Origin of the sequence: Pleomorphomonas oryzae DSM 16300 (assembly GCF_000422965.1) — a bacterium.
Taxonomy (GTDB): Bacteria; Pseudomonadota; Alphaproteobacteria; order Rhizobiales; family Pleomorphomonadaceae; genus Pleomorphomonas; species Pleomorphomonas oryzae.
Genome location: NZ_AUHB01000002.1, coordinates 191,229 through 216,797 on the forward strand (window position 1 = coordinate 191,229; position 25,569 = coordinate 216,797).

The following is a 25,569-nucleotide window of genomic DNA, read 5'->3' on the forward strand; positions in this document are numbered from 1 at the left end:
GTCAGGCGTTGGCGGCCATCGGCCGCATCGTCGCGTCGGCGATGCGGACATTCCGGTCGTAAAGGCGAGTGAGTTCTTCGATATCGACGATGAGCGCGACGCGCCCGTTGCCGAGGATGGTGGCTCCGGAAATGCCGGGGACCGGGTCATAGTTGTCCTGCAGCGATTTGATGACGACTTGCTGCTGGCCGATCAGTTCATCGACGACGACCCCGAGCTTGCTGCCATTGGCGAGTTCGATCAGCACGACGAGCCCCTCGCAGGGGTCGGCGACAGCCTCGGAGACGCCGAATACGCGAGCCAAATGGATCAGGCGGACGAATTCGCCGCGAATGGAGACGACCTCGCCGCCACCGGGAATGACACGGATCTGGCCGCGCCCAGGACGGAAGGACTCGACGATCGATGTAAGCGGCAGGATGTACTTTTCCCAGCCGACCGCCACCACCATGCCGTCGAGGACCGCAAGGGTCAGCGGAATGACCAGCGTGAAGCGAGTGCCTTTGCCGGCCGTGGACGTGACCTGTACGCGGCCGCCGAGCGCCTGCACGTTGCGCCGGACAACGTCCATACCCACGCCGCGACCCGACACGTCGGTAACGGCGGCTGCGGTCGAAAAGCCCGGCGCGAAGATCAGTTCATCGATTTCCTCGCCGGAGAGTTTGACATTCGGCGACACGATGCCCTTTTCGGTCGCCTTGGCAAGCAGGCGGTCACGATCGAGCCCTGCGCCGTCGTCTTCGACATGGATCAGAATGTTGGAGCCGGCGTGCTGGGCGGACAGGCGGATGACGCCCTCGGCGGGCTTGCCAGCGGCAAGGCGGACCTCCGCGTCTTCGATGCCATGGTCGACGGCGTTGCGGATCATGTGGGTGAGCGGATCGGCCAGTTCCTCGATCACCGTCTTGTCGACTTCGGTCTGCTCGCCAGCCATTTCGAGCCGCACATCCTTGCCGGTCTTGTGTCCAACGTCGCGGACCAGGCGCGGCATGCGCGAGAACACCGATTTGACGGGCTGCATGCGGATGGCCATCACGCATTCCTGCAGCTCGCGTGTCAGGCCGGCCAGATGCTCGAAGCCCTGAAGCGCGGTGGGATCGTCGGTGCTGTGGCTCTCGGTAAACTGCTGCGCCAGCATCGCCTGAGCGATCACCAGTTCGCCCACCATGTTGACGAGGCGGTCGACCCGATAGAGGTCGACGCGGATCGACGAGATGGACGCTGCGTTTCCGGCGGTCTTGTTGTCCGAGGCTTTGCGCTCGACCGCTTTTTTCTCGGCCGGTGGTGCCACGGCGACCGCCGGTTTTTCCGTCTCCGCTTTGAGGGGCGCCTCATCCGCTACACTTGCGATGGGGGCGATTTCCTCGATGGTCAGCTCGCATTCATCGTCGACGAACTCGAACACTTCCGCGATGGCGGTCGGCGCGCAGTCGGCGCGGAGCGTCATCGTCCAGCCAAGATAAGCGTCGTCGACGTTGAAGGCGTCGAAGGGTGGCAACCGGGCAAGATCGCAGTCGACCGTCAGGGTACCGAGCGTCTTGAGTTCGCGGATCAGATAGAGCGGCTCATTGGCGTGGCGGAACAGCTCGGCGTTGGGCCGGAAGACGATCCGATAGGTTTTCTCCACTGGGGCTGCCGGCATCTCCACAAACTCTGCGGGTTCCCGCAAGGTCGGCTGGGGCGCGGCGGCGCCGTCGAGCAAGGCTTTGAGTTCTTCTGCGACCTCGGCGCCAAAGTCGTCGGCCGGAGTCTCGCTTTGACGGGCGAGATCGACGAGGGCGGAAAATACGTCGGCGGCAGCGATGAGCGCGGCGAGCGTCCGCTCGTCGAGTTCAACCTTGCCGTCGCGCAGCCGGTCGAGCAAAGCCTCGAACCGGTGCGCAAACCCGACCAGAACGGAGTAGCCGAAGGCACCGGCGCCGGCCTTCACCGAGTGGACGGCGCGAAAGATGGCGTTCAGGCTCTCGACATCGCTGGAAAAGGCAACGAGCGCCCCGAGGCGTTCCTCGAGGTCGGCGAGCAGTTCCGTGCATTCTTCAAAAAAGGTTCTACGGAACTGTGCCAGTTCGTCGGAACCGAAGGTCGGAGTTGACATGACAGCCGTCCATAAGGGTCAGGCAGGGCAGACCTTGTTGACGACGGAAAGCAGTTTCTCCGGCGCGAAGGGTTTGACGATCCAACCCGTGGCGCCGGCGGCCTTGCCGCTTGCTTTCCTCTCGTCTCCCGACTCGGTGGTCAGGATCAGGATCGGCGTCGATGCGTGCGCTCCACCGGCACGCACCCGCTTGACCAGCGTCACGCCGTCCATATTGGGCATGTTGATGTCGGTAATGATCAGGTCGACGCGGGTGGAGGCGAGAACGCCCAGGGCCTTCACCCCGTCTTCGGCTTCCAGGACCTCGAAGCCAGCTCCCTTCAACGTATAGGAGACCATGTCACGCATGGTCCTGGAATCGTCAACCGTCAGTATCTTTCTCGGCATTTACAATGCTCCGGGCGTCGAACTCGGCGAGAAGGCCGAGGTCGGCATAGGCTTCGCGAAAGGTTGGCGTGGTATTCACGATCGCGAGCCGGCCACCGTTCATTTCGAGCGCGCGGGCGGTTGCAACAAGGAGTTGGACGGCTTGTGTGCCGAGGCGTTCGACGGCCGCGGCATTCAGCGTCAGAAGTGTGGCCTCGGAAACGAGAGGCTCGATCTGTGCATAGAGGTCACGCACGGCGGAAGCGTCGAGCACATCAGCCAGATCGTGACAAACTTTACGTTGTTCGAGCGGCGGCAAATTGGACTCTCTGCGATCTACAGGTGCTGGAAACACACCTGTCCGTGGATCTATGGCGTGACAGTACACGCATGGATTGGTTACCGAAAACTGAAGTGAAATTTCCTCTTCGTCGCCAATTCGACTGGGTCGGCGGTTAAGGATACCGATTTCTACGAGTCTTCATTGTCATTTGTTGAATCAAGCATTTCCAGGCGAAGGTCTTTCGGCTGAATGATGCTGAAGTAACACTGATGGGTTATTCCCTGGGGTTGCGGGAATAGAGTCTTGAAATGAATCGCAGTTTCGGTTTCCCCTTTTTGGCGGTGCGCAAATTGCGGGACTCGCCGGCCGATACTGGTCGGATAGAAACAACCATAGATAGAAATCATCATATAGGTATTTAAGGGTATGGGTTTTATGACGGTGCAAACCCGCTCATAACGAGCAAAGTCGTTCGAATCGTTCTGTTGCTGAGGAGGCAGGCTTTCGTTCCTGCCCAAGTGGCGAGGCGGGGCTTCCGAAAGGATCGGATGCGTGACAGAAAGACGACGCACGCTTCGGGTCGTTCGACCGGCGTTCCGAAAGAGATGCTGATATGGCTCCGCTTGAATTCCTTCTCATCGCCCTCTTGGCCCTCGGCTTCGAGGCGGTGATTGGCTATCCCGATTTGCTCTTTCGACAAATTGGTCATCCGGTAACCTGGATGGGGGCGCTGATCGGCCTTCTCGACCGCACACTCAATCGCGATGACCTCAACGAGGATCGCCGGCGACTGAACGGTGTCCTTGCCGCTGTGGCCAACGTGGCGGCAAGCGCCCTTGTCGCCGCCGCGATCGGTTCTCTGTCGGGGCAGGCGGGGCCCATTGCGGGTCCCTGTGTCGCCGCCATTGTCGGCTCGACGCTGCTGGCCGCACGCAGTCTGCACGTTCACGTCGCCGCCGTTGCCGATGCCATGCGCCAGGGCGGCCTTGAGGCTGGCCGCCTTGCAGTCGGCCGGATCGTCGGCCGCAATCCCGCCCATCTCGATGCCGCAGGCGTCTGCCGCGCCGCCATCGAGAGCCTGGCCGAAAGCTTCTCCGACGGCGTCACGGCACCTCTCTTCTGGATGGCCGTTCTCGGCTTGCCGGGAGCGGCCGCCTATAAGGCGATCAACACGGCCGATTCAATGATCGGGCACAAGACGCCGCGCTACCTCGCTTTCGGCTGGGCATCGGCGAGGCTCGATGATCTCGTCAACCTGCCGGCTTCGCGCCTCACCGCCTGGGCCATCGTGGCAGCGGCGCTCGCCGATGACGGGGCCTCGGCGGCAGCGGCGGTCCGGGCGATCGATCGTGACGCCCGCCGCCACAAGTCCCCCAATGCCGGCTGGCCGGAAGCGGCGATGGCCGGCGCACTCGGTCTGCGCCTCAACGGCCCCAAGGTCTATGGCGACACGCGCATCGAGGATGCCTGGATGGGTGACGGCCGCGCCGAGGTCACCGCCTACGATATCGACCGCGCGCTGAGGCTCTATCGGCGTGCCGTGCTGCTGATCGCCGCCGTATTGGGGCTCGTCTGGCTCGGCTTGGTTATCCTGGCCTTTGGCTGAGCTCGAATAGGCCGTCGGCGTCGAGGTGGGCCGACAGATGATCGGCGAGGCCGTCGAGCACGCGATCGATTTCTGCCTCGTAAACAAGCGCCGAGGGGGCGGCATCGATCCAGCCGAGCAGTCTTGCCCGTTGCCGATCGTCGGCCAAAAGGCCATGGCAATAGCTGCCGGCGACATTGCCCCCTTGCGAAATCGCTCCCTCGTCGCTGCCGTCCGCAAGGCGGGCGAATGGTCTGGAACGGTCGGGGCCGCTGGTGGAACCGACATGCATTTCATAGCCGGAAAATGGCGTGCCGTCGGGCATCGACACGCCGCTCACCGGCTGCAGGCGCTTGTCGCCCGTCATGGTAGTCTCGACATCGAGCAGGGCGAGGCCGCCGATCGCGTCGATGTCGCTTTCGATCCTCTCCGGGTCGCGAAGAGTGTGGCCGAGCATCTGATAGCCGCCGCAAAGGCCGAGCACCTTGCCGCCCCGCCGGGCGTGCGCGCGAATGTCGATGTCCCAGCCTTCCGCCTTCAGCGCGATGAGGTCGGGAATGGTCGCCTTCGAACCGGGTAGGAGCACGAGGTCGGCAGCCGGCAAGGGGCGGCCGGGTTCAGCGAGGATAACGTCGACGCCGCTCTCCTGCCGTAGCGGGTCGAGATCGTCGAAGTTGGCGATGCGCGGCAGCACCGGAACGACGATGCGCTTGCGGCCCTCCTTCCCGCTGGCGTGGTAGCGGCTCTTAAGGCCCAATGCGTCTTCCGCCGGCAGTCGCCCGGCATCGGGGAAGTATGGCACCACGCCGAAGGACTGCCAGCCGGTACGGTGCTTGATCTCGGCAAGGCCGGTGTCGAACAGCGAAACGTCGCCGCGAAAGCGGTTGATGAGATAGCCGGCGACCAACGCCGCGTCCTCCTCTGCCATCACGGCCTTGGTGCCGACCAGGCTGGCAATGACGCCGCCCCTGTCGATATCGCCGATCAGCACCACCGGGGTATCGGTCGCTCGCGCAAAGCCCATGTTGGCGATGTCGCCGGCCCGAAGGTTGATCTCGGCTGGCGAGCCGGCCCCCTCGACCAGGATCAGGTCGGCGTCCTGGGACAGCCGTGCGAAGCTGTCGAGTACTGCCGGCATCAGTTCCGGCTTCATCGCCTGATAGTCGCGCGCCCTCGCGTTGCCGATGACGCGCCCCTGCACCACCACTTGCGAGCCGATGTCCGACTGCGGCTTCAGCAGCACCGGGTTCATGTGAACGGATGGCGCAACACCGGCGGCGCGGGCCTGTAGCGCCTGCGCCCGGCCGATCTCGCCGCCGTCCGCCGTCACCGCTGCATTGTTGGACATGTTCTGCGGCTTGAAAGGCCTGACCTTGAGGCCGCGTCGGGCATAGAGGCGGCAGAGGCCGGCAACGATCAACGACTTGCCGACGTCCGAGCCGGTCCCCTGGAACATCAGCCGGCTGACCATCAGAACTCGATCCCCGCCTGCGCCTTCACGCCGACAGCGAAGTGATGCTTCACCGCGACCATTTCGGTGACGCAGTCGGCCGCTTCGATCAGCTCCGGCTTGGCGTTGCGGCCGGTGACGACGACGGTGAGGTCGGCTCGCCGTGCCTTCAGCCGCGCGACGACTTCGGAAAGGGAAAGATGCTCGTAGCGGAGCGCGATGTTGAGTTCGTCGAGGATGAGCAGACGAATGTCGGGATCGGCCATCAGCGCTTGCGCTTTCGCCCAGGCGCTCTCCGCCGCGGCGATATCGCGCGCCCGATCCTGCGTTTCCCAGGTAAAGCCCTCGCCAAGCGTGTACCAGGACACGCCGGGGAAACCCTCCAGCACGCGCCGCTCACCGCTTTCCCAGCCACCTTTGCCGAACTGCACCACGCCCACCTTCCAGCCATGACCGAGGGCGCGGACGACAAGTCCGAAGGCGGCCGTCGATTTGCCCTTGCCGGGGCCGGTGGTGACGATCAGCAGGCCTTTCTCGTCAATCGTCTTCGAGGCCACCTCGGCGTCCTGCACCGCCTTGCGCTTTGCCATCTTCAGCCGGTGGCGTTCGGCATCCGCGTCCGTCATCAGTGTGCCTCGTCCCAGTTCTGGGCGGCGCGGGCATCGACGACCAAGGGCACGGCAAGCTTCACCGCCGGCTCGGCCGCGTTCTCCATGACGGCGCGCACCACCGGGATCGTCGCCTCCACTTCGTCGTCCGGCACCTCGAAGATCAGCTCGTCGTGCACCTGCAGCAGCATCAGCGCCGACAGGCTCGCCTCGGCAAGCGCCGCTTCCATGCGCGCCATGGCGCGGCGAATGATGTCGGCGGCCGATCCCTGGATCGGTGCGTTGATGGCGGCCCGCTCCATGAAGGCACGCATCGACGGGTTGGGCGAACCGATTTCCGGATAGTGCGCCTTGCGGCCAAAGATGGTGGTGACGTAACCGGTCTCGCGCGCCTGCCGCTTGGTCGCCTCCATGTAGTCGCGAATGCCGGGGAAGCGCTGGAAATAGCGCTTGATATAGTCGCCCGCTTCTTCACGCCGGATGGACAGCTGGTTGGCGAGGCCGAAGGCGGAGATCCCGTAGATGATGCCGAAGTTGATCGCCTTGGCCCGACGGCGGATCATCGGGTCCATGCCCTCAACCGGCACGCCGAACATCTCGGAGGCCGTCATGGCGTGAATGTCGATGCCTTCGGCAAAGGCATTCTTCAGCGCCGGAATATCGGCGACGTGGGCGAGCACTCTGAGCTCGATCTGGCTGTAGTCGGCCGACAGCAGCTTGCGGCCCGCCGGCGCCACGAAGGCACGGCGGATCTTGCGTCCCTCTTCGGTCCGCACTGGAATGTTCTGAAGGTTGGGCTCCGACGAAGCGAGGCGACCGGTGGTGGTGGCGGCCAGCGAATAACTGGTGTGGACCCGTTTGGTCTCCGGATGGATGTAGCCAGGCAATGCGTCGGTGTAGGTCGACTTCAGCTTGGAGAGCTGCCGCCAGTCGAGGATGCGGCGCGGCAGCTCAAGCCCTTCGGCGGCGAGGTCTTCCAGCACGTCGGCGCCAGTCGCCCAGGCGCCGGTTTTGGTCTTCTTCGCGCCGTCGAGGCCGAGCTTGCCGAACAGGATGTCGCCGATCTGCTTGGGCGAGCCGATGTTGAAGCTCTCGCCGGCCACCTCGAAGATGCCGGCTTCCATTCCGGCCATCGACTGCGCGAACTCTCCGGACAAGCGCGACAGGATTTGCCGGTCGACGGAAACGCCGCGCATCTCCATGCGGGCGATGACGTCGATAAGCGGCCGCTCGGCGGTCTCATAGAGGGTGGTCATGCCTTCGGCGGGAAGGCGCGGCTTCAACACGTGCCAGAGGCGCAGCGTGATGTCGGCGTCCTCGGCGGCATAGTGCGTGGCGCGATCGAGCGGCACGCGATCGAAGGTGATCATCGATTTGCCCGAGCCGCAGACCTCCTTGAAGGCGATCGGTTTGTGGCCGAGCAGCACTTCCGACAGCTCGTCCATGCCGTGCCCCATGCGACCGGCATCGAGGGCATAGGAGAGCAGCATGGTGTCGTCGCAAGGCGCAACGGTGATGCCGAGGCGCTTCAGGACGACCCAATCATACTTCGCGTTCTGCCCGATCTTCAGGACCGACGGATCTTCGAGCAGCGGTTTCACGATGCGCACGAAGTCGCGAATGGCGATCTGACCGGTCACCAGGCCGCCGCCCAACAGGTCGCCTGTACCGGAAATATGAGCGAGCGGGATATAGCAGGCACGACCGGGGGTAACGGCCAGCGACGCGCCGACAATGTCCGCCTGCATGGAATCGAGGCCGGATGTCTCGGTGTCGAAAGCGACGCGTCCGGCCTCGAAGGCCTCCGCTACCCAGGCCTCGAGACGGGCGACGTCGGTGACCGTTTCATAAGCCGAATAGTCGACAGGAATGGACTGCATCCGCGCCAGCGCTTCGGCGGCGCGGCTGCCGGGTGTGAATACTCCGGACAGTGCCGATACGCCGCTTTCTCCTTCATCGCCGATCTCGGACGAGGGAGGGTTGACCGTCATGTTGGTCGTTGCGATGTCGATGGTTTCCGTAAGGGGCGGCGTCTCGCCTTCCGGCGGCCAATGCGTCACCGGCACCACGGCAGGCGCAACCTTCGAAGGCTCGACACCGGTCGCCTCGGACACGCGGCGAATGATGGTCGAGAACTCCATTGCCTTGGCATAGGCGATCAGCCGCTCGCCGATGATCGGCCGCACGCCGAGCCCATCGATTGGATGCTCCAGGGGCACGTCGCGTTTCAGCGTTACCAGGCGATGCGAGATCCGGGCCTGCTCGGCGAAGGTGATCAGGTTTTCGCGCCGCTTCTGCTGTTTGATGCCGGCCGCGCCGGCAAGCAGGGCTTCGAGATTGCCATATTCGAGAACGAGCTGAGCCGCCGTCTTGAGACCAATGCCGGGCACGCCGGGCACGTTGTCCACCGAGTCGCCGGCGAGCGATTGCACCTCGACCACTTTGTCGGGCGGCACGCCGAACTTCTCGATCACCTCCGGCACGCCGATCCGCCGGTCCTTCATCGTATCGAGCAGCACGACGCGGTCATCGACCAGTTGCATCAGGTCCTTGTCCGAGGAAACGATCGTGACATCGGCGCCCACGGCGGTCGCTTCCGCCGCGTAGGTGGCAATCAGATCGTCCGCCTCGAAGCCGATCTGCTCGACGCAGGCGACGTTGAAGGCCCGGACGGCCTCCCGGATCAGCCCGAACTGCGGGCGGAGGTCGGCCGGTGGCTCCGGTCGCTGTGCTTTGTAGAGCGGGTAGATCTCATTGCGGAAGGTGACGGCGGACGCATCGAAGATCACCGCCAGATGCGTCGGCTTGACGCCGACGGCGGTCTGCTCGGTTTCCTTCAACAGCCGCCACAGCATGTTGCAGAAGCCGGAGACGGCACCGACTGGCACGCCGTCCGACTTGCGGGTCAGCGGTGGCAGCGCGTGGTAGGCGCGAAAGATGTAGCCCGACCCGTCGATCAGGAACACGTGGTCGCCGGCCCGGACTGGGCGCGAGGCGGGGCTCAAGGGGGATTCTGCATTCGACATGCGGCAGACTATGCCCGCCTGTCCGCCGGAAGTGAAGACGCGCCGTGGCCGCTCGGCGCCACTGCTGACGCTTTCCGGTCGATGTCCACTAGGGCTTTTGTCGTCGAAAGGACGAACGGCATTCGGGAGCCGAAGACCGGAAGTGCGCTGGCAATCGGGGGTGATGACGGGCACTTGAGCGGTCCCCGACCAACGGCGGGGATGACACCCCCGTTCCGCGGGTCATCATGGTCACCGATTCGCGGTTCGGGGGCAGCCATGAAGAGTAGCGGCGGCCGGTATTTTGAGGATTTTCGGGTCGGTCAGGTTTTTCGTCATGCCAGCCCGCGCACGGTTACCGATGGCGACGTCGCTTTCTATCGGGCTCTGACGGGCAGCCGCTTCGTTCTGCAATCCTCCGACGATTTCGCGCATGCCGTCGGTCACCCGATGGCACCGATCGATGACTTCCTGGCCTTCAACATCGTTTTCGCCCAGTCGGTACCGGATGTCGGCATCAATGCCGTCGCCAATCTCGGCTATGCCGGTTGCCGGTTCATTGCCCCGGTCTATCCGGGTGAAACGATCTCCGCGGTGACCGAGGTCATCGGCCTGCGTGACACCGGCGGCCGAACGGGCGTGGTTTATCTGCGCACCACCGGCCACAAGGACGGCGGCGTCGAAGTCATGGATTTTGCCCGCTGGCAGACGGTGCGCAAGGCCGAAGAGGGCTTGCCGCCCTTCTCCGAACAATTGGTGCCGCCTTTGCCGGCGGCCGTGCCGGCCGATGCGTTGGGCGCCCGTCTGCCGGTGCTCGATCTCTCGGCCTGGGATACCGGCCTGTCCGGCAGCCGTTTCCGCTGGGGTGATTATGAGCTCGGCGAGCGCATCGATCATGTCGATGGCGTTCTCATCGACGAGGGCACCGCCATGATGGCTGCTCGTTTCTTCGGCAATCCTGCCCGGCAGCATCCGCTGCCGTTCTCCGACGAGCGTTCGCGTGGCCGCTGGCTGGTGCCCGGCGGCATCGTCATGGCCATTGCACGCGCGTTGACTTTCAATGGTCTCGCCAATGCCGTCCACGTCGCAGCGATCAATGGCGGTCGTTACGTCGGGCCGGTGTTCACGGGCTCGACGATCCATGCCTGGTCGACCATCCTGGGCAAGGAGCTGATCGACGGACGTGACGACCTCGGCGCCCTGCGTATCCGCCTCGTCGGTACGCGCGATCAGCCGGCAGCTGATTTTCCAGACCGAGACGATGCCGGCGCCTATTTGCCGTCTGTCGTACTCGATCTCGACCTCTGGCTGCTGATGCCGCGCTAGCGCATCGGACCGAGAGTGGATCCGGTTTTCGGAAAATCCGATGTGATAACAAAGAGCGAGATCGTTCCGTTACGTCCGTCAGGACGCATGACGATCTAGTCCCGCCCGCCCCGAAGTTCCGTCGCCAGCAGGCGGCGCACGGCCGCTTCCGCTTCGAGCGATACCTTCTTGCGGTCGGCGCTCCTGTCGAAGCGGATCGGTTCGCCGAAGACGATGCTGACGTCGAAGTCGGAGGCGGCGAGCAGCTCCTTGGCGTGCGGCGCCAGATCCTGATCGCCGACCCAAGAGACGATCGAGCGCCCCGACCGGCCGAGCGGCAGACCGAGCATATGGGTGTAAGCAATGGCCACCGGCTGGACGAACACCGCTTCGACACCTGCCTCGTCGAGCGCCGTGCGGGCCGCGCCGAACAGGGCCGAACGGAAAGGCAGCACCTGGTTGCCGTCGGATGTCGTCCCTTCAGGGAACAGCGCGATAACGTCGCCGTCGGCCAGGCGGCGGCCGATGCTGTCAGCCTGATCGGCTGTGGCACCGCGCCGGGTGCGGTCGATGAACACCGAGCGCTGCAAGCGGGCAAAGAAGCCAATCAGCGGCCATGTGCCGACCTCACGCTTGGCAACGAAGGACAACGGCATCACCGCGCCATAGGCCGAAATATCGATCCAAGAGGCGTGGTTGGCAGCGAGCAGCAGAGGGCGTTCGACGGCCGGTCGGCCATGAACATGCAACCTGATGCCAAGGGTCCACAGCGCGAGCCGGTGGAATGCCATCTGGAGAAGGCCGGCGAGACGCCACCGAAAGCGCCGGGCGGGAAGATAAACAAGAATAAGGATGAAAGCGGCCACGGAAAACAGCGGCAGCGTCAGCGCTGCCCTGACGTGGCCGGTTTTCACGCCTTGCTCTCCTTGTTCGCCTCGTCAAGCGGAATGCCGTAGAGTTCGAGCCGGTGATCGACCAGCTTGTACCCCAACTTGCGGGCGACCTCGCGCTGCAGCGCCTCGATCTCGTCGCTATGGAACTCCACCACGGCGCCGGTCCGGAAATCGATCAGGTGGTCGTGATGCTCGTCGGGGAGCGGCTCGTAGCGCGAGCGGCCGTCACGGAAGTCGAGACGGGCGATCATGCCGGCATCGTCGAACAGCTTGACAGTGCGGTAGACGGTGGAGATCGAGATGTTGCTGTCGATTGCCGAAGCGCGGCGATAGACCTCCTCGACGTCGGGATGGTCAACTGCCTGTTCCAGCACGCGAGCGATGATTCGCCGCTGCTCGGTCATGCGCATGCCGCGCGCCGCGCAGGCTTCTTCCAAAGAGAGCGGAGTGGATTCCTCGGTCATCGCGGATACCCTCGAACAGTCGGCCATCGTCATCGGCCGATTATGGGTTATTTGAGATCAGCTCGCATGACAAGGGCGTTCGCAGTACCACCGGTATAGTAGTTGGCACGACGACCGACTTCGCGGAAACCGAGGCGCCGATAAAGGGCTAGCGCCGGGCCATTCCCCTCGTCAACCTCAAGAAACAACGAAGCGATGCGCATGAAATAGAGGCGTCGGATCGTTTCGTCCATCATCAGGCGGCCGATGCCGCGACCACGCCGTGTCGGCGTGACGGCGACGGTGAGTATTTCCGCCTCATCGGCGGCGGCGCGCACCATGACAAAACCCACCGGCCGGCGGGTAAAGGGCGTCCGTCCCTGGCGGGCCACCACCGTTGTCACCGTCGGGTCGGCGATCAACGCTTCGATCTCGGTAGACGGCCATCCATGCCGGAAGGCATGGGCATGCAACGCTGCGAGATCATCGGCGTCGGCGATGCGGCCGGGCTCGCAGATTGGTCGTGGGGGTGCGATGAGGCGGGCCAGGTCGCAGAGCTTCATGGCGCGGAGACTCGCGCAAGAAGCCCTGGCACCGGCGGCTGCGGCTTGGCGTCGGGCGCTCTGAGATAGAGCGGGCGGGGCAGGGCGAGTGCCGGATCGGCGAGGCTGCCCAGCCGGGCGAGCGCCAGCGGGTCGGTTGCCGTCATCGCGTCGACCGGCGGTACGCGCCGGCCGGAGATTGCTGCCTGATGAGCGAGAATCGCCGCGCCGGAGCCGGCGAGGACAGCGGCACGATCGCCGATGCGGGCGAGCACGCCCTCCGCGTCGGCGACAAACGGCGCCTCCAGCACGTCGCCCTTCGGACCATAGAGGGCGGCGTAGATTTCGCCGCGCCGAGCGTCGACGGCAGAGAGCACCGGCCCATCGGCCGGCTCATTGAGCGAGGCGGCAATGAGACGCAGCGCATCGATGCCGACGACGGCAATACCCAACGCCAGACCGAGACCACGCGCAGCCGCCACGGCGATGCGAATGCCGGTGAAGCTACCGGGACCGACGTTCACCGCGACGCGGGCGACTTGGTCGATCTCACAGTCCGCCGCGGCGAGCACCTCGTCGACCAGAGGGAACAGCCGCTCGGCATGGCCGCGCGTGATGGCTTCCGAGCGTGCGACTGTCCTGCCGTCGCCTGCAAGGGCAACGGCAAGCCGGTCATTGGCAGTATCGAGCGCAAGCGTCAGCATCGGCCCCCTTTATCCCGACGGGCCGCCGCTGTCGAGACGACATGCCGGGCCATCCACTCCTGGCGGGGCGGATGGCTTTCAGGACTTGCGCGACCGGGCTGGCGCGGCCAAATTAGTCATGGCGGGTAAGGAGTTTGAATATCGTGGTGGCCATCGGTGCACAGGGGGGCTTGCGGGAACTCGACGCGCGGTCGCGCGATATCTTTCGTCGCATCGTCGAGGCCTATCTCGATACCGGCGATCCAGTCGGCAGCCGCAACATTGCGCGCCTTCTCGCCGCGCCCTTGTCGCCGGCCTCGGTGCGCAACGTCATGTCCGATCTGGAGACGGCGGGGCTGCTCTACGCGCCGCACACGTCCGCCGGGCGCCTTCCGACCGAACTCGGTCTCCGCTTCTTCGTCGATGCCATGCTGGAGATCGGCGATCTCACCGAGGACGATCGGTCCGCCATTGAAGGTCGCCTCAAGGCGTCTGGTACCGGAAAAAGCGTCGAGGATATGCTGACGGAGGCCTCGCAGACTTTGTCCGGCCTGACGCGCGGCGCCGGTGTGGTGCTGACGCAAAAAGCTGATCCACGGCTTCGTCACATCGAATTCGTTCGCATCGAGCCGACACGCGGCATCGTCGTTCTGGTCGGCGCCAATGGCACCGTCGAGAATCGGTTGATCGATCTGCCGCCCGATTTGCCGGCCTCCGCGCTGCAGGAAGCAGCCAATTATCTCAACGCCCACATCCGTGGCCGCACCCTCAGCGAGACGCGGGTCGAAGTCGAGCGCCAGCGCGCCGCCCGCAAGCTGGAACTGGATACTCTGACCGCCCGTCTCGTCGACGCTGGCCTCGCGTCCTGGTCGGATGCCGGTGGCAGCCGGCCGCAGACCTTGATCGTGCGCGGCCGCGCCAATCTGCTCGACGATGTGCGGGCGGCCGAGGATCTTGAACGCATCAGGGCGCTGTTCGATGAACTCGAGAGTTCCGAAGACTTGATCGAGCTCCTCGGCCTTGCCGATGCCGGCGAGGGGGTGCGCATCTTCATCGGTTCGGAAAACAAGCTGTTCGGCCTGTCCGGCTCGTCGCTTGTGGTGTCGCCGTACCGAGACACCGAGGCGCGGGTAATCGGCGTCGTCGGCGTCATCGGCCCGACCCGGCTGAATTATGCCCGCGTCGTGCCGATGGTGGACTATACCGCTCGCGTTGTCGGCCGCCTTCTCGGCTAGCACTCAGTCGGTCGGGAACTCGTTGAACTGCGGCAGTGCGTCGCAGATATCGAACCAGGGCGCTTTCGAGCCGACAAAGATATGCGCGGTCGGACGGATCGAGGGCGTGTCGACCAATGTACCCAAGGTGACGTGCATATAGGCCCCGTCGCGAACTTGAGAATACAATAGCGAGCCGCAATGGGCGCAGTGGGCATCGTGAGTGCCGTCGCCGAAACGCATGATGTCGTCCTGGCCGCGCACCACGGTGAGCTCAGTTGCCCGAATGCCGGCAAAAGGCTTGAAGGCAGAGCCGGTGGCGCGGCGGCAATTCGAACAATGGCAGTTCATGGCATATTCGAAGGCGTCGGTAACTTCATAACCCACGCGGCGACAAAGGCATTCGCCGCGAAGACGCTTCGTTCCCTGGGCCATTTCGCTCGCATCCTCGATGAACAGCTGAGTAGGAGATCAGGTCTTTCCACAGCAATAAAAGCGATTGTGGCGCACGTCGCAACAACGGGCGATCCCGCCACGGCTGCTCGATGGGTGACGAATACGGAGCCAAGGGTTGATTTTCGCCACCGAAACCCTCAAATCCGGGGCACGTTTGGTGGCGACAGCCACGTTTGAGACAGTATGAGGATAAGATGGCAGACGAGACAGCACAGACTCCCGACCCGGCCACTCCCGAATTGGATCCTGTGGTCGACCAAGGACTCCAGCGTATCGCCGCCCTTGAGAAGGAGGCGGGCGATCTTAAGGATCAGCTCCTCCGTACCCTCGCCGACATGGAGAATCTTCGCCGCCGTACCGAGCGCGAAATTGCCGATGCCCGCACCTATGCAGTGACCAATTTTGCCCGCGATATCGTCGGCGCAGCCGACAACTTGACGCGTGCGGTCGCTGCCGTCGATGCCGAGGCGCGTGCCACCGGTGGCGAGGCGCTGATTTCGCTGGTCGAAGGCGTTGAGCTGACCGAACGTGAACTGATGAAGGCGCTGGAGAAGCACGGTGTCAGCCGAGTCGATCCGACCGGCGAAAAGTTCGATCCCAACTTCCATCAGGCGATGTTCGAAGTGCCCGATCCGAGCGTGCCGAGCGGCACGGTGGTGCAGGTCATGCAGATCGGTTTCAAGATTGGCGAGCGCGTGTTGCGGCCGGCGCTTGTCGGCGTCGGTCGTGGTGGTCCCAAGGCGGCACCCGCCGAGGAAGCCGTCCAGCCGGAAGCGCCGGTCGAAAGCGGTCACAAGGTCGACAAGACGGTGTGAGCCTAACCGCGAAAAATGCAAAAAGGGCGTCCGGAGGGCGCCCTTTTCTCTTTCTTAAGGTCGTTTCGCTTCGCAGTTATTTCTACGTGCTACCACGTAAAAGAGACTGGCAATCCCCGGCTTTCGCGTCTAGCATCGCCCTTGGCCCCAGGAGGGGATCGTCGCCTTCGGGCGGCAATGTCGGAACGGCTTCGCGTCACAGCGGGGGACATTGCCAGCCCGTCGGCAGGAATCACCTGAAAGTTCGCTCAGTCGTCCATCTTCAGCGCGGCGATGAAGGCCTCCTGAGGGATCTCCACCTTGCCGAACTGGCGGAGCCGCTTCTTGCCTTCCTTCTGCTTGTCGAGAAGCTTGCGCTTGCGCGTCACGTCGCCGCCGTAGCACTTGGCGAGCACGTCTTTTCTGAGCGCCCGGATCGTTTCGCGCGCAATGATCTTGCCGCCGATCGCCGCCTGGATCGGGATCTGGAACATGTGCTGCGGGATGAGATCCTTCAGCTTCTCGCACATCGCCCGTCCCCGCCGCTCCGCCTGGCTGCGGTGGACCAACACGGACAGAGCATCCACCGGCTCGGCATTGACGAGGATCTGCATCTTGACGAGATCACCCTCGCGATAGTCGCTGAGATGATAGTCGAAGGATGCGTAGCCCTTGGAGATCGACTTCAGGCGGTCGTAGAAATCGAACACCACTTCATTGAGCGGTAGGTCGTATTGAACAATGGCCCGGCTGCCGACGTAGGAGAGATCGACTTGAATGCCGCGGCGATCCTGGCAGAGTTTCAGGATGGCGCCGAGATAGTCGTCCGGCGTCATGATCGAGGCCCGAATCCATGGCTCGGCGATCTCGACGATACGCGTCACCTCCGGCATGTCAGCAGGATTGTGCAGCTCGATCTCCGTACCGTCGGTGAGCGTCATCTTGTAGATGACCGACGGCGCCGTGGCGATCAGATCGAGGTTGAACTCGCGCTCGAGCCGCTCCTGGATAATTTCGAGATGTAACAGGCCGAGGAAGCCGCAGCGGAAGCCGAAGCCGAGGGCAGCCGAGGTCTCCATCTCGAAGGAGAAGCTGGCGTCGTTAAGGCGCAGCTTGCCGACGGCGGCCCGCAGATCTTCGAAATCGGCGGCATCCACCGGGAACAGACCGCAGAACACCACCGGCTGGGCGGGGCGGAATCCGGGCAGCGGCTCGGCGGTCTGCCGCCGCTCGTCGGTGATGGTATCGCCGACGGCCGTATCGGCCACTTCCTTGATCGAGGCAGTGATGACGCCGACTTCACCGGCTTCCAGCTTGTCGCAGAGCTCCAGCTTGGGGGTCATGTAGCCGACGCGCTCTACCTCGTAGACGGCGCCGGTGCGCATCATTCTGACCTTCATGCCCTTCTGGAGCACGCCGTCGATGATGCGGACCAGCACCATGACGCCGAGATAGGCGTCGTACCAGCTGTCGACCAACAGGGCTTTCAGCGGCGCGTCCGGATCGCCCTTGGGCGGCGGCAGGCGCTTGACGATGGCCTCGAGCACGCCCTCGATGTTGAGGCCGGTCTTGGCCGAGATTTCAACGGCATTCGAAGCATCGAGGCCGATCACGTCCTCGATCTGACTCTTGACGCGTTCTGGTTCGGCGGCCGGCAGATCGACCTTGTTGAGGATCGGCACGATCTCGTGGTTGTTGTCGATCGCCTGATAGACATTGGCAAGCGTCTGCGCCTCGACGCCCTGGCTGGCGTCGACGACCAGCAGAGATCCCTCGCAGGCGGCGAGCGACCGGCTGACTTCGTAGGCGAAGTCGACGTGGCCTGGGGTGTCCATCAGGTTGAGCGTGTAGGTCTTGCCGTCCTCGGCCTTGTAGGACAGGCGAACGGTCTGCGCCTTGATGGTGATGCCGCGCTCGCGCTCGATATCCATCGAATCGAGAATCTGTTCCTTCATGTCGCGCTGAGCGACGGCGCCCGTCGTCTGGATCAGGCGGTCGGCGAGCGTCGACTTGCCGTGATCGATGTGGGCGATGATGGCGAAGTTGCGAATATGGGAGAGCGGCTGTGTCGTCATGGGCGGCTAATACCATTCCCCCGTGCCACCGCCAAGCACTCGCTCCCCCACAACGGCAAGGTTTTCCGGCCAATGGTGATCCGGTTGATCGTCGCCAGCGTATGCCATGAACGCGATAAGTGTTTTTAAGGGGCGGTGCACGCTGCCGCATTCGTTTATCAATGAGAAGCGGATCGAGTTTCGATGACGCGAGCGTCGCCCGGAAGCCGGGGACGCATGCGAGGAAAGGCGGGAAGACGTGGACATGCATTTGCCAAACAAGTTCGCTGCCCTGTCACTGGCCGTCACGGATGCTACGCTCGCCGGAGACGACGATCTCGCGCCGACGGCCGTCGCCGCGTTGATTACCGCTGCCAATAATCCTCCGGCCAGTATTGGCGAGATCGCGGCCATCGTCGGTTTGACGCACTCGGCAACTGTCCGCCTTATCGATCGGCTGGAAGCCGATGGCCTTCTGCATCGCCGCCGCCGGGTTGGCCGTGAGGTGCTGGTGGAGATTACCGCCGCTGGCCGACGCCGGGCCGACGGCTTGCAGGATCGTCGCCTTGCGGTGAGCAGTAGCTTCCTCACCGGGCTTTCCAACGAGGAGCGGGACTTCCTCAATAAGCTTGTCGATCGCATGCTCTGCAACCACGAGGCGCTCGGCTACGATCGCCGCCGTCTCTGTCGGATGTGCTCGCGCGCCTATTGCAACTGCTGCTTCGAAACAGGTCTTCCGGCGACCGAAAATGCCTCGCCCGAGGAAGAAAATACCTCGTCCGAGGAAATGGTCACGCGAGAGGAGGCCTGATCGACGACTTACACCTTGCGGTAGGTCCAGACGCGGGCCGGCGGCAGGTTGCGCATGATCCATCCGCTGACATCCAGGGTCCAACTCCCTGCCTCGGCGGGCACCGGCGGCACCAACGCATAGGAAAACTGGATAAACGGCCGTGTTGGCTCGAGAGCTTTCATGGACTGCTCAAGGAGATGACGACGACGCAGCGGCGGCTGGGTGAATAGCGGCAGCGACGACACCACGGCAGCCACATCGGCAACGCCGGCATGTCGCAATGTGTCGGCAAATTCATACGCGTCGCCCACCATGACGCGGAGCCCCGGGAAGCGAGCGCGGAGGTGCTCGGCGAAGTCGGGATTATATTCGACGGCCACGAGGCGATCGGCTGATACGCCACGCGCGAGAAGTGCGGCCGTAACCGCGCCGGTGCCTGGCCCCAGCTCGACTACCGTTCCTGTCCAAAGAGGGTCGACGGCGGCAGCCATGGCGCGGGCAAGCCAGCGGCCCGATGGGCTGACCGCACCCGTCGTGAGCGGCTTTGCCGCCCAGGTCTTCAGAAATTTCAGGTCTTCCGAACAGTGGCCGCGCACACGGCGCGCCTCGGCTAGCGCCTCATCCCGCCATCGGTGCACGAACATCCCAACCTCCCGTTCGACAGACAAGACCGTCTGGCCGCTATCACTTCCATGTCAGGCTGGATTGAGGGTAGCGGCTCAACTGCCTAGGTTATCGAAGAAATCTCGGACGCGCGCGAAAAATCCGGCGGACTCGGGATTGTTTTCACCCGACGATTCGCGCTCGAACTCTTCGAGCAGTTCGCGCTGCCGCCGGGTCAGGCGCTGCGGCGTTTCGACCATGACGTTGATATACATGTCGCCAACGTCGCGGGAACGCAAAACGGGCATGCCCTTCGACTTCAGGCGGAATTGCTTACCAGTCTGCGTGCCCTCGGGCACCCGCACCTTGGTCTTGCTACCGTCGATCGTCGGCACTTCGAACTCGCCGCCAAGGGCTGCCGTGGTCATGGAGATCGGCACGCGGCAGTGGAGATCGGCGCCGTCGCGCTGGAAGAATGCATGCGGCCGTAGCGATATGAAAATATAGAGGTCACCAGCCGGCCCACCTCTGAGGCCCGCCTCGCCCTCGCCCGACAGACGGATGCGCGTGCCGTCCTCGATGCCCGAGGGAACGTTGACCGACAGGGTCCGTTCCTGTGTAGTACGCCCGGTGCCCGAACAGACTTCGCAGGGGCTGGCAATGGTCTCGCCGCGGCCCTGGCAGGTGGGGCAGGTGCGTTCGATGGTGAAGAAGCCCTGGCTCGCCCGGACCTTGCCGGCGCCGCCACAGGTGCGGCAGGTCTGCGGGCTGGTGCCGGGCTTGGCGCCGGTACCCGAACACTTGACGCAGGTGATCGATGTGGGAACATGGATCTCGACCGTCTTGCCGGCAAAGGCCTCTTCCAGCGTGACGTCGAGATTGTAGCGAAGGTCGGCGCCGCGCTCGCGGCCATTGGGTCGGCTGCGCCGCCCGCCGCCCATGAACTCGCCGAAGATGTCGTCGAAAATGTCGGCCATCGAGGCGCCGAAGCCGGCATCCGCGCCGCGCCCGCCCATGCCGTTCTCGAAGGCAGCATGACCGAAGCGATCATAGGCCGCCTTCTTCTGCGGGTCCTTCAAAACCTCGTAGGCTTCGTTGGCTTCCTTGAAACGAGTCTCGGCGGTGGCATCTCCCGGATTCTTGTCCGGATGCAGCTGCATGGCGAGCTTACGGAAGGCGCTCTTCAGCGTCTTTTCGTCGGCGTCGCGGGGAACGCCCAGCACGTCGTAATAGTCGCGTTTGGCCATCGTTGGTCCCGAGGTGCGAGCAAAAGGGCGGCGCCTCCCGCCCATTCTCAACAGGGAACGGCTCCCCGGTCAATCAACCGGGGAGCCGGATATACAGGAAGCTCGGCCTCAACCGTTCTTCTTGTCGTCCTTGACCTCTTCGAAGTCGGCGTCGAGGACGTCATCGCCCTCAGTGCCCGGCTTCTCCTCGGCGCCACCCTGCTGGGCGGCATACATCGCCTCGCCGAGCTTCATGGCCGCCTGGGCAAGCGCGTTGGTCTTGGCCTTGATGTCCTCGGCGTCGTTCGAATCGACCACCGCCTTGAGGTCGGTGATGGCGTTCTCGATGATCGACTTGTCCGAGGAGGAGACTTTGTCGCCGTAGTCGGCAAGCGACTTCTCGGTCGAGTGGATCAGGGCCTCGGCATGGTTCCTCGCCTCGACGGCCTCACGGCGTTCCTTGTCGGCAGCGGCATTGGCCTCGGCATCCCTTACCATCTTGTCGATGTCGGCGTCGGATAGACCACCCGATGCCTGGATGCGGATCTGCTGCTCCTTGCCGGTGCCCTTGTCCTTGGCCGACACGTTGACGATGCCGTTGGCGTCGATATCGAAGGTCACCTCGATCTGCGGCACGCCACGTGGCGCCGGCGGCAGGCCGACTAGGTCGAACTGGCCGAGCAGCTTGTTGTCGGCCGCCATCTCGCGCTCGCCCTGGAAGACGCGGATGGTCACCGCGCTCTGGCTGTCCTCGGCAGTGGAGAACACCTGGCTCTTCTTTGTGGGTATGGTGGTGTTGCGATCAATGAGGCGCGTGAACACGCCGCCCAGCGTCTCGATGCCGAGCGACAGCGGCGTCACGTCGAGCAGCAGCACGTCCTTGACCTCGCCGGCCAGAACGCCGGCCTGGATGGCGGCGCCGATGGCCACCACTTCGTCCGGGTTGACGCCCTTGTGCGGCTCACGGCCGAAGAACTGCTTCACCGTCTCCTGCACCTTCGGCATGCGCGTCATGCCGCCGACCAGCACCACCTCGTCGATCTGACCAGCGCTGAGGCCGGCGTCCTTGAGGGCCGCCTTGCAGGGATCGACGGTCTTCTGGATGAGGTCGTCGACCAGCGCTTCGAACTTGGCGCGGGTGAGCTTCAGCGTCAGATGCTTCGGCCCCTTGGCGTCGGCAGTGATGAACGGCAGGTTGATTTCGGTCTGAGAGGACGAGGACAGCTCGATCTTGGCCTTTTCAGCGGCTTCCTTCAGACGCTGCAGCGCCAGCTTGTCACCGCGCAGGTCGATGCCCTGCTCCTTCTTGAACTCGTCGGCCAGATAGTTGACCAGCCGCATGTCGAAGTCTTCACCGCCGAGGAACGTGTCGCCGTTGGTCGACTTCACCTCGAACACGCCGTCGCCGATCTCGAGGATCGAGATATCGAAGGTACCGCCGCCGAGGTCGTAGACGGCGATGGTCTTGGAGTGCTCGGACTTGTCGAGACCGTAGGCCAACGCCGCGGCCGTCGGTTCGTTGATGATGCGCAGCACCTCAAGGCCAGCGATCTTGCCGGCGTCCTTGGTGGCCTGGCGCTGGGCGTCGTTAAAATAGGCGGGAACGGTGATGACGGCCTGCGTCACGCTGGTGCCCAGATAGGCCTCGGCCGTTTCCTTCATCTTGGCGAGCGTCATCGCCGAGATCTGCGACGGCGAATACTTTTTGCCGTCGGCATTGACCCAGGCATCGCCATTGTCGCCCTTGACGATGGTGTAGGGAACAAGATCCTTGTCCTTGCCGACCATCGGATCCTCGAACCGCCGGCCGATCAGACGCTTCACCGCGAAAATGGTGTTCTCGGGATTGGTAACCGCCTGCCGCTTGGCCGGCTGGCCCACCAGACGCTCGCCACCGTCGGCGAAGGCGACGATCGAAGGCGTCGTGCGCGCGCCTTCTGAGTTCTCGATCACCTTGGCGTTCTTGCCATCCATGATGGCGACGCAGGAGTTGGTCGTTCCGAGGTCGATGCCGATAACCTTACCCATTTCGTCACTCCATTCAGGCAGACCGTCCGAACCCTCTCCCGAGGCATTCGGCTTAGCGCCGGATCCCCGGCCGGTCCCCGTTTATTTCCTTTGAATGCTGACCGGGGAACTCCCCGAATTCGGCCGGTATATAGGTTGCCGGCGAAGGCGACGCAAGAAGCTGGAGAGCTCCTCGGAGCGGTTGCCGCGAGAAAAGAGGCTTCTTCCGCAGGCCCATCATTCATCGCCCAGCGACTCGGGGCTGGGGCACTGGGTGTTCTCATCCAATTGGGAGGGCTGGACCGTTTTGTCGATGAGATAGAGGGCAGCAAAGCCGGTGCCGGAAACTTTGATCAGATCCGCCGGTACCTTCGCGCCAACATACTCGTCTGGGTAGTCGGCATTTACGACCAAAACATAGTCGAAGCGTTGCCTCCAGTTGGCGAGGTAAGGCGCGAAAGGCAGATAAACGCTCTTCAGGCTTTCGCAGGACAACGCTCCTACGGAGATCAGATTTCCCTCGGCCACTGAAATGTCACGAAAGTCGCCCTTCACCACCAAGGGCTGCTTGCCGATGGCCGTGAAGAGGGTCGGTAGGAAAGCCGCCGCATCGGGCGTGGCAAGCGTCGGCAGGTGGCGGATGGTATCCTGATTCCAGAAGAAATAACGGCTGGCATGGCGCCAGTCAGCGCGCTGTGGGGACTGATTGGCAACCGGCAGGACTTTACTATGTGGCGGAAGGTCTGCGAGGGCACGCTTCACGGCAGTGGCATCTTGGCTGCCTTGCCACCAGAGAGCAGCGACAATGATAGTCCTCAGGAATACCGCTGTGGCGGCCGTGGCAACAAGCCAGCGGCGCGTAGGCCCAACGGCCGCTGGAAAGGGGCAGATCGCCGCCGCGCCGGCAAGAAGGGTCATGATTGGAAAGCGCCAGCTGATCCAGCCGGTACCCATCGCATGACGCGGTGCAATCATGGATAGGACGAGAAGAAAGGCGGCCGAAACAAGAAGGCCGGCATGAACACGAATCTTCTGATGGCTGCGCGCTTCGACGATGATGAGGAGGATGGGAGCAAATAGGACAACATCGATCAGCGTGAAATACGATGTGATGGCGCTGAGGAAATTTGAAAGGGCGAGCAGCGGGCTGTTCCAGGCGAGGTTCACATCCTGCCCGCCGCCTGGCAGTCCGCTGGCACTGAGAAGGAGAGCTGCAATCGGTATCAGGCCGGCAATCCCGGCGAGGGTGATCCTCACTGCTCCGGCCAAGAGGACGCGCCGGTTGGTGAAGTCGAGAAAATGGCGCGGCAATTCAAGGCCTGCCGATAGCACCAGGTAAAAGCCGGCTGCGAAGACATGATCGAGCGTCAGCAGAAAGCAGGCAGCGATGCGCCATATGTTGATCAGAACGAGCCGGTGCGACCCTATTTGAAGATCAGCGACGGCAAACAGCAGGGCAAGACCGAGCCCGATCTGGAAGTTGATGAAGCCGCCGATGAGCGTGGTCGACCAGGCCAGAAACAGGATCGCGACATGAAACGGATGGCCTCCGCCAAAAAGCCGGCGATTGAGCGCAATGGCACCGAGCGGAGGCAGGACAATGGCAATGAAAAGAAGCGACCGGGCCAACACTTCCGGGCCGATCAGTGGACCGATCCAGTAGGCCAGCAGATCCATTCCGATGTTGGTACGGGCCCGGCTCCAATCGATCGCGTAGGCGTCACGAAAGAACGGCTGGTCGATGCCGCCAGAAAGCAGAAAGATGCGTGCGAAATGGTTCGGGAAATCAAGGATCGGCGGAATGCGAAAGGCGGCAACGAGCAATGCCGCCGTCAGAACGAAAAGAGCGACATAGAGGTCTGAGCGCAGGATCAATGGAACGGGTTTGACCGATACACCGATAGCGGTCGACTGTTCCTCAATCATGCGTACCGGTCCGACCATTGGGCTCATTGAGATCGGCTTCGATGCCGATTGCTTGCTCCACCGCTGCCCGCCGCTCCGGTGAGCGCATATTGGGAGCCATTAAATCGAGCGGTCGGCTAACCCCGCCTCGACTGACGCAATCGATCATGAACATCGGCCGCTGCTTGGATTCCTCCACCAGGCGGCCGAGATATTCGCCCATAATGCCCATGCCGATAAACTGGATGGAGAAGAAGCCGGCAACCGCGGCCATCAGGCTGGACCAGCCGGCAACCGTGTTGCCGGCGAACCATTGGATAAGCGTATAAGCGACAAGCGCTGCCGCGATCATCGCCGACATGAATCCCACCCAAGTGGCGATACGCAGCGGTACGGTTGAAAAGCTGGTAATCGCGTCAAGGGCGAAACGGATCATTTTGCGCAGCGGATATTTCGTTTCGCCGGCAAAGCGGGCATCTCGCTCGTAAGGCAGAGCAACTTGCCGACCGCCGACCCAACTGACCATGCCGCGAATGAAGCGATCACGCTCCGGCATGGCTAGCAGAATGTCGACGACCCGGCGGCTCATGAGTCGGAAATCGCCGGTGTCGCGCGGAATGGGTACCGAGGTCAGTCGGCCAAGAAGGCGATAGAAGACTGCCGCCGTCACCAACTTGAACTGTGTCTCACCGGTGCGATGGCTGCGCTGGCCATAAACCACATCGGCGCCGCCATCCATGATCGGCATCATCATGAGCAAAAGCTCGGGCGGGTCTTGCAGGTCGGCATCGATCAATAGTACGCGCTCGCCTCGCGCAACGGCGAGGCCGGCTGTCGCGGCAATCTGATGTCCATGGTTGCGCATCAACCGAACGCCAACAAGGTTGGGCAAATCGCGTGACCGGGCAGAAAGGATGTCCCAAGTCGAATCGGACGAACCGTCATCGACGGCAACGATCTCGAAATCCTGACCAGCTACGGCAGTCGCCGCGAGCACCGCACGCCGCAGAAACTCGTCGATCCCGCTCTCTTCGTTGAAGCAGGGGGCAACAATGGACAGACGGGGCGAGACAAGACGGTCAGTCATAATGATCCGGAGGCCGAACACGCGGAAGCTCTGTTTTAGCAGCCACTTCTCAATCGTTGATTAAGCCTGCTTCCATGGTGTGGCGACGCGGCCTGATAAGGACAATGCGAAAGAGATGTGCCTCGCTCTCCGACGATGAACAAAATGTCACATGACCGTCGGCGAATTGTCA

At 63.3% G+C, this 25,569-nt stretch carries 23 protein-coding genes; 6 read left to right on the plus strand and 17 right to left on the minus strand.

The window, feature by feature from the left end; all coding sequences use genetic code 11:
* Position 1 precedes the first annotated feature (1 nt).
* The 3 genes from G522_RS0103845 to G522_RS0103855 are packed head-to-tail and all read right to left on the minus strand — an operon-like array spanning position 2 to position 2,780.
* Positions 2–2,095 carry a chemotaxis protein CheA gene (locus G522_RS0103845; RefSeq protein ID WP_026789903.1) on the minus strand — a complete coding sequence of 698 codons (2,094 nt, stop codon included), beginning with the start codon at positions 2,093–2,095 and terminating at the stop codon, positions 2–4.
* A gap of 18 nt (positions 2,096–2,113) precedes the next feature.
* On the minus strand, positions 2,114–2,482 hold the full coding sequence (locus G522_RS0103850; protein WP_026789904.1) for a response regulator: 369 nt from the start codon (positions 2,480–2,482) through the stop codon (positions 2,114–2,116).
* Entirely contained in the window at positions 2,457–2,780 is a 324-nt protein-coding gene (locus tag G522_RS0103855; RefSeq protein WP_026789905.1) for an STAS domain-containing protein, read from the minus strand. Before G522_RS0103855 ends, G522_RS0103850 begins: the two co-directional genes overlap by 26 nt.
* 577 nt (positions 2,781–3,357) lie before the next feature.
* Between G522_RS0103855 and cbiB the strand changes: the two genes are divergently transcribed.
* A complete protein-coding gene (cbiB, locus tag G522_RS0103860) occupies positions 3,358–4,350 on the plus strand; it encodes an adenosylcobinamide-phosphate synthase CbiB (RefSeq protein WP_026789906.1) in 993 nt (330 codons plus the stop codon).
* Here cbiB and G522_RS0103865 read toward each other — a convergent pair.
* Genes G522_RS0103865 through polA form a run of 3 tightly spaced genes read right to left on the minus strand, consistent with a single transcriptional unit; the run spans position 4,331 to position 9,413 of the window.
* The gene (locus G522_RS0103865; RefSeq protein WP_026789907.1) at positions 4,331–5,800 is read right to left on the minus strand and encodes a cobyric acid synthase; all 1,470 of its coding nucleotides are present in this window, start codon (positions 5,798–5,800) and stop codon (positions 4,331–4,333) included. The two genes, cbiB and G522_RS0103865, sit on opposite strands and share 20 nt — an antisense overlap.
* Entirely contained in the window at positions 5,800–6,405 is a 606-nt protein-coding gene (cobO, locus tag G522_RS0103870) for a cob(I)yrinic acid a,c-diamide adenosyltransferase (protein ID WP_026789908.1), read from the minus strand. The genes G522_RS0103865 and cobO overlap by 1 nt, the downstream gene beginning before the upstream one ends.
* Positions 6,405–9,413: a DNA polymerase I gene (polA, locus tag G522_RS0103875; protein WP_051228273.1), complete on the minus strand. Its 3,009-nt coding sequence runs from the start codon at positions 9,411–9,413 to the stop codon at positions 6,405–6,407. Before polA ends, cobO begins: the two co-directional genes overlap by 1 nt.
* A gap of 258 nt (positions 9,414–9,671) precedes the next feature.
* Between polA and G522_RS0103880 the strand changes: the two genes are divergently transcribed.
* The gene (locus G522_RS0103880; protein ID WP_036838014.1) at positions 9,672–10,718 is read left to right on the plus strand and encodes a MaoC family dehydratase; all 1,047 of its coding nucleotides are present in this window, start codon (positions 9,672–9,674) and stop codon (positions 10,716–10,718) included.
* A gap of 95 nt (positions 10,719–10,813) precedes the next feature.
* On the opposite strand, the gene olsA is transcribed toward G522_RS0103880, so the two are convergent.
* From olsA to tsaB, 4 genes are read right to left on the minus strand one after another with little or no spacing between them, the layout of a single operon-like run.
* Positions 10,814–11,611 carry a lyso-ornithine lipid O-acyltransferase gene (olsA, locus tag G522_RS0103885; RefSeq protein WP_036838016.1) on the minus strand — a complete coding sequence of 266 codons (798 nt, stop codon included), beginning with the start codon at positions 11,609–11,611 and terminating at the stop codon, positions 10,814–10,816.
* Complete coding sequence (locus tag G522_RS0103890) at positions 11,608–12,054, minus strand: Fur family transcriptional regulator (RefSeq protein ID WP_026789912.1); 447 nt, start codon at positions 12,052–12,054, stop codon at positions 11,608–11,610. The genes olsA and G522_RS0103890 overlap by 4 nt, the downstream gene beginning before the upstream one ends.
* A gap of 47 nt (positions 12,055–12,101) precedes the next feature.
* Positions 12,102–12,596, minus strand: a complete 495-nt coding sequence (gene rimI / locus G522_RS0103895) for a ribosomal protein S18-alanine N-acetyltransferase (RefSeq protein WP_084632710.1) — start codon at positions 12,594–12,596, stop codon at positions 12,102–12,104.
* The gene (gene tsaB / locus G522_RS0103900; protein ID WP_026789914.1) at positions 12,593–13,279 is read right to left on the minus strand and encodes a tRNA (adenosine(37)-N6)-threonylcarbamoyltransferase complex dimerization subunit type 1 TsaB; all 687 of its coding nucleotides are present in this window, start codon (positions 13,277–13,279) and stop codon (positions 12,593–12,595) included. The genes rimI and tsaB overlap by 4 nt, the downstream gene beginning before the upstream one ends.
* 143 nt (positions 13,280–13,422) lie before the next feature.
* Between tsaB and hrcA the strand changes: the two genes are divergently transcribed.
* Entirely contained in the window at positions 13,423–14,493 is a 1,071-nt protein-coding gene (hrcA, locus tag G522_RS0103905) for a heat-inducible transcriptional repressor HrcA (RefSeq protein WP_026789915.1), read from the plus strand.
* A gap of 3 nt (positions 14,494–14,496) precedes the next feature.
* Here the strand turns inward: hrcA and G522_RS0103910 are convergent, their stop codons facing one another.
* Positions 14,497–14,907: a GFA family protein gene (locus G522_RS0103910; RefSeq protein ID WP_036838019.1), complete on the minus strand. Its 411-nt coding sequence runs from the start codon at positions 14,905–14,907 to the stop codon at positions 14,497–14,499.
* Between the two features lie 215 nt (positions 14,908–15,122).
* Between G522_RS0103910 and grpE the strand changes: the two genes are divergently transcribed.
* The gene (gene grpE / locus G522_RS25490) at positions 15,123–15,743 is read left to right on the plus strand and encodes a nucleotide exchange factor GrpE (protein ID WP_084632713.1); all 621 of its coding nucleotides are present in this window, start codon (positions 15,123–15,125) and stop codon (positions 15,741–15,743) included.
* A 248-nt stretch (positions 15,744–15,991) separates the two neighbouring features.
* Here the strand turns inward: grpE and lepA are convergent, their stop codons facing one another.
* The gene (lepA, locus tag G522_RS0103920) at positions 15,992–17,797 is read right to left on the minus strand and encodes a translation elongation factor 4 (RefSeq protein WP_026789917.1); all 1,806 of its coding nucleotides are present in this window, start codon (positions 17,795–17,797) and stop codon (positions 15,992–15,994) included.
* Between the two features lie 244 nt (positions 17,798–18,041).
* Between lepA and G522_RS28805 the strand changes: the two genes are divergently transcribed.
* Positions 18,042–18,587 carry a MarR family winged helix-turn-helix transcriptional regulator gene (locus G522_RS28805; protein ID WP_051228274.1) on the plus strand — a complete coding sequence of 182 codons (546 nt, stop codon included), beginning with the start codon at positions 18,042–18,044 and terminating at the stop codon, positions 18,585–18,587.
* Between the two features lie 8 nt (positions 18,588–18,595).
* Here the strand turns inward: G522_RS28805 and G522_RS0103930 are convergent, their stop codons facing one another.
* The 4 genes from G522_RS0103930 to G522_RS30440 all read right to left on the minus strand — a co-directional run bounded on the left by G522_RS0103930 (position 18,596) and on the right by G522_RS30440 (position 23,716).
* Complete coding sequence (locus tag G522_RS0103930; RefSeq protein WP_036838021.1) at positions 18,596–19,213, minus strand: class I SAM-dependent methyltransferase; 618 nt, start codon at positions 19,211–19,213, stop codon at positions 18,596–18,598.
* Positions 19,214–19,288: 75 nt separating this feature from the next.
* Positions 19,289–20,419, minus strand: coding sequence for a molecular chaperone DnaJ (dnaJ, locus tag G522_RS0103935; protein ID WP_026789919.1), 1,131 nt, complete (start codon positions 20,417–20,419; stop codon positions 19,289–19,291).
* A gap of 108 nt (positions 20,420–20,527) precedes the next feature.
* Positions 20,528–22,426: a molecular chaperone DnaK gene (gene dnaK / locus G522_RS0103940; protein ID WP_026789920.1), complete on the minus strand. Its 1,899-nt coding sequence runs from the start codon at positions 22,424–22,426 to the stop codon at positions 20,528–20,530.
* A 216-nt stretch (positions 22,427–22,642) separates the two neighbouring features.
* A complete protein-coding gene (locus tag G522_RS30440) occupies positions 22,643–23,716 on the minus strand; it encodes a hypothetical protein (protein ID WP_245586587.1) in 1,074 nt (357 codons plus the stop codon).
* 45 nt (positions 23,717–23,761) lie between these two features.
* Here G522_RS30440 and G522_RS30445 point away from each other — a divergent pair, with 45 nt between their 5' ends.
* A complete protein-coding gene (locus tag G522_RS30445; protein ID WP_245586588.1) occupies positions 23,762–24,268 on the plus strand; it encodes a hypothetical protein in 507 nt (168 codons plus the stop codon).
* Between the two features lie 55 nt (positions 24,269–24,323).
* Here the strand turns inward: G522_RS30445 and G522_RS0103950 are convergent, their stop codons facing one another.
* Entirely contained in the window at positions 24,324–25,397 is a 1,074-nt protein-coding gene (locus tag G522_RS0103950) for a glycosyltransferase family 2 protein (RefSeq protein ID WP_026789921.1), read from the minus strand.
* Positions 25,398–25,569: the final 172 nt, after the last annotated feature.

Bases quoted from the DNA above. Each gene is read 5' to 3' on its own strand.
- G522_RS0103845 (WP_026789903.1), bottom strand. From the start codon at position 2,095: ATGTCAACTCCGACCTTCGGTTCCGACGAACTGGCACAGTTCCGTAGA.
- G522_RS0103850 (WP_026789904.1), bottom strand. From the start codon at position 2,482: ATGCCGAGAAAGATACTGACGGTTGACGATTCCAGGACCATGCGTGAC.
- cbiB (WP_026789906.1), top strand. From the start codon at position 3,358: ATGGCTCCGCTTGAATTCCTTCTCATCGCCCTCTTGGCCCTCGGCTTC.
- G522_RS0103865 (WP_026789907.1), bottom strand. From the start codon at position 5,800: ATGGTCAGCCGGCTGATGTTCCAGGGGACCGGCTCGGACGTCGGCAAG.
- cobO (WP_026789908.1), bottom strand. From the start codon at position 6,405: ATGACGGACGCGGATGCCGAACGCCACCGGCTGAAGATGGCAAAGCGC.
- polA (WP_051228273.1), bottom strand. From the start codon at position 9,413: ATGTCGAATGCAGAATCCCCCTTGAGCCCCGCCTCGCGCCCAGTCCGG.
- G522_RS0103880 (WP_036838014.1), top strand. From the start codon at position 9,672: ATGAAGAGTAGCGGCGGCCGGTATTTTGAGGATTTTCGGGTCGGTCAG.
- G522_RS0103890 (WP_026789912.1), bottom strand. From the start codon at position 12,054: ATGACCGAGGAATCCACTCCGCTCTCTTTGGAAGAAGCCTGCGCGGCG.
- rimI (WP_084632710.1), bottom strand. From the start codon at position 12,596: ATGAAGCTCTGCGACCTGGCCCGCCTCATCGCACCCCCACGACCAATC.
- tsaB (WP_026789914.1), bottom strand. From the start codon at position 13,279: ATGCTGACGCTTGCGCTCGATACTGCCAATGACCGGCTTGCCGTTGCC.
- G522_RS0103910 (WP_036838019.1), bottom strand. From the start codon at position 14,907: ATGGCCCAGGGAACGAAGCGTCTTCGCGGCGAATGCCTTTGTCGCCGC.
- grpE (WP_084632713.1), top strand. From the start codon at position 15,123: ATGGCAGACGAGACAGCACAGACTCCCGACCCGGCCACTCCCGAATTG.
- lepA (WP_026789917.1), bottom strand. From the start codon at position 17,797: ATGACGACACAGCCGCTCTCCCATATTCGCAACTTCGCCATCATCGCC.
- G522_RS28805 (WP_051228274.1), top strand. From the start codon at position 18,042: ATGCATTTGCCAAACAAGTTCGCTGCCCTGTCACTGGCCGTCACGGAT.
- G522_RS0103930 (WP_036838021.1), bottom strand. From the start codon at position 19,213: ATGTTCGTGCACCGATGGCGGGATGAGGCGCTAGCCGAGGCGCGCCGT.
- dnaJ (WP_026789919.1), bottom strand. From the start codon at position 20,419: ATGGCCAAACGCGACTATTACGACGTGCTGGGCGTTCCCCGCGACGCC.
- dnaK (WP_026789920.1), bottom strand. From the start codon at position 22,426: ATGGGTAAGGTTATCGGCATCGACCTCGGAACGACCAACTCCTGCGTC.
- G522_RS30445 (WP_245586588.1), top strand. From the start codon at position 23,762: ATGATCGAGCGTCAGCAGAAAGCAGGCAGCGATGCGCCATATGTTGAT.
- G522_RS0103950 (WP_026789921.1), bottom strand. From the start codon at position 25,397: ATGACTGACCGTCTTGTCTCGCCCCGTCTGTCCATTGTTGCCCCCTGC.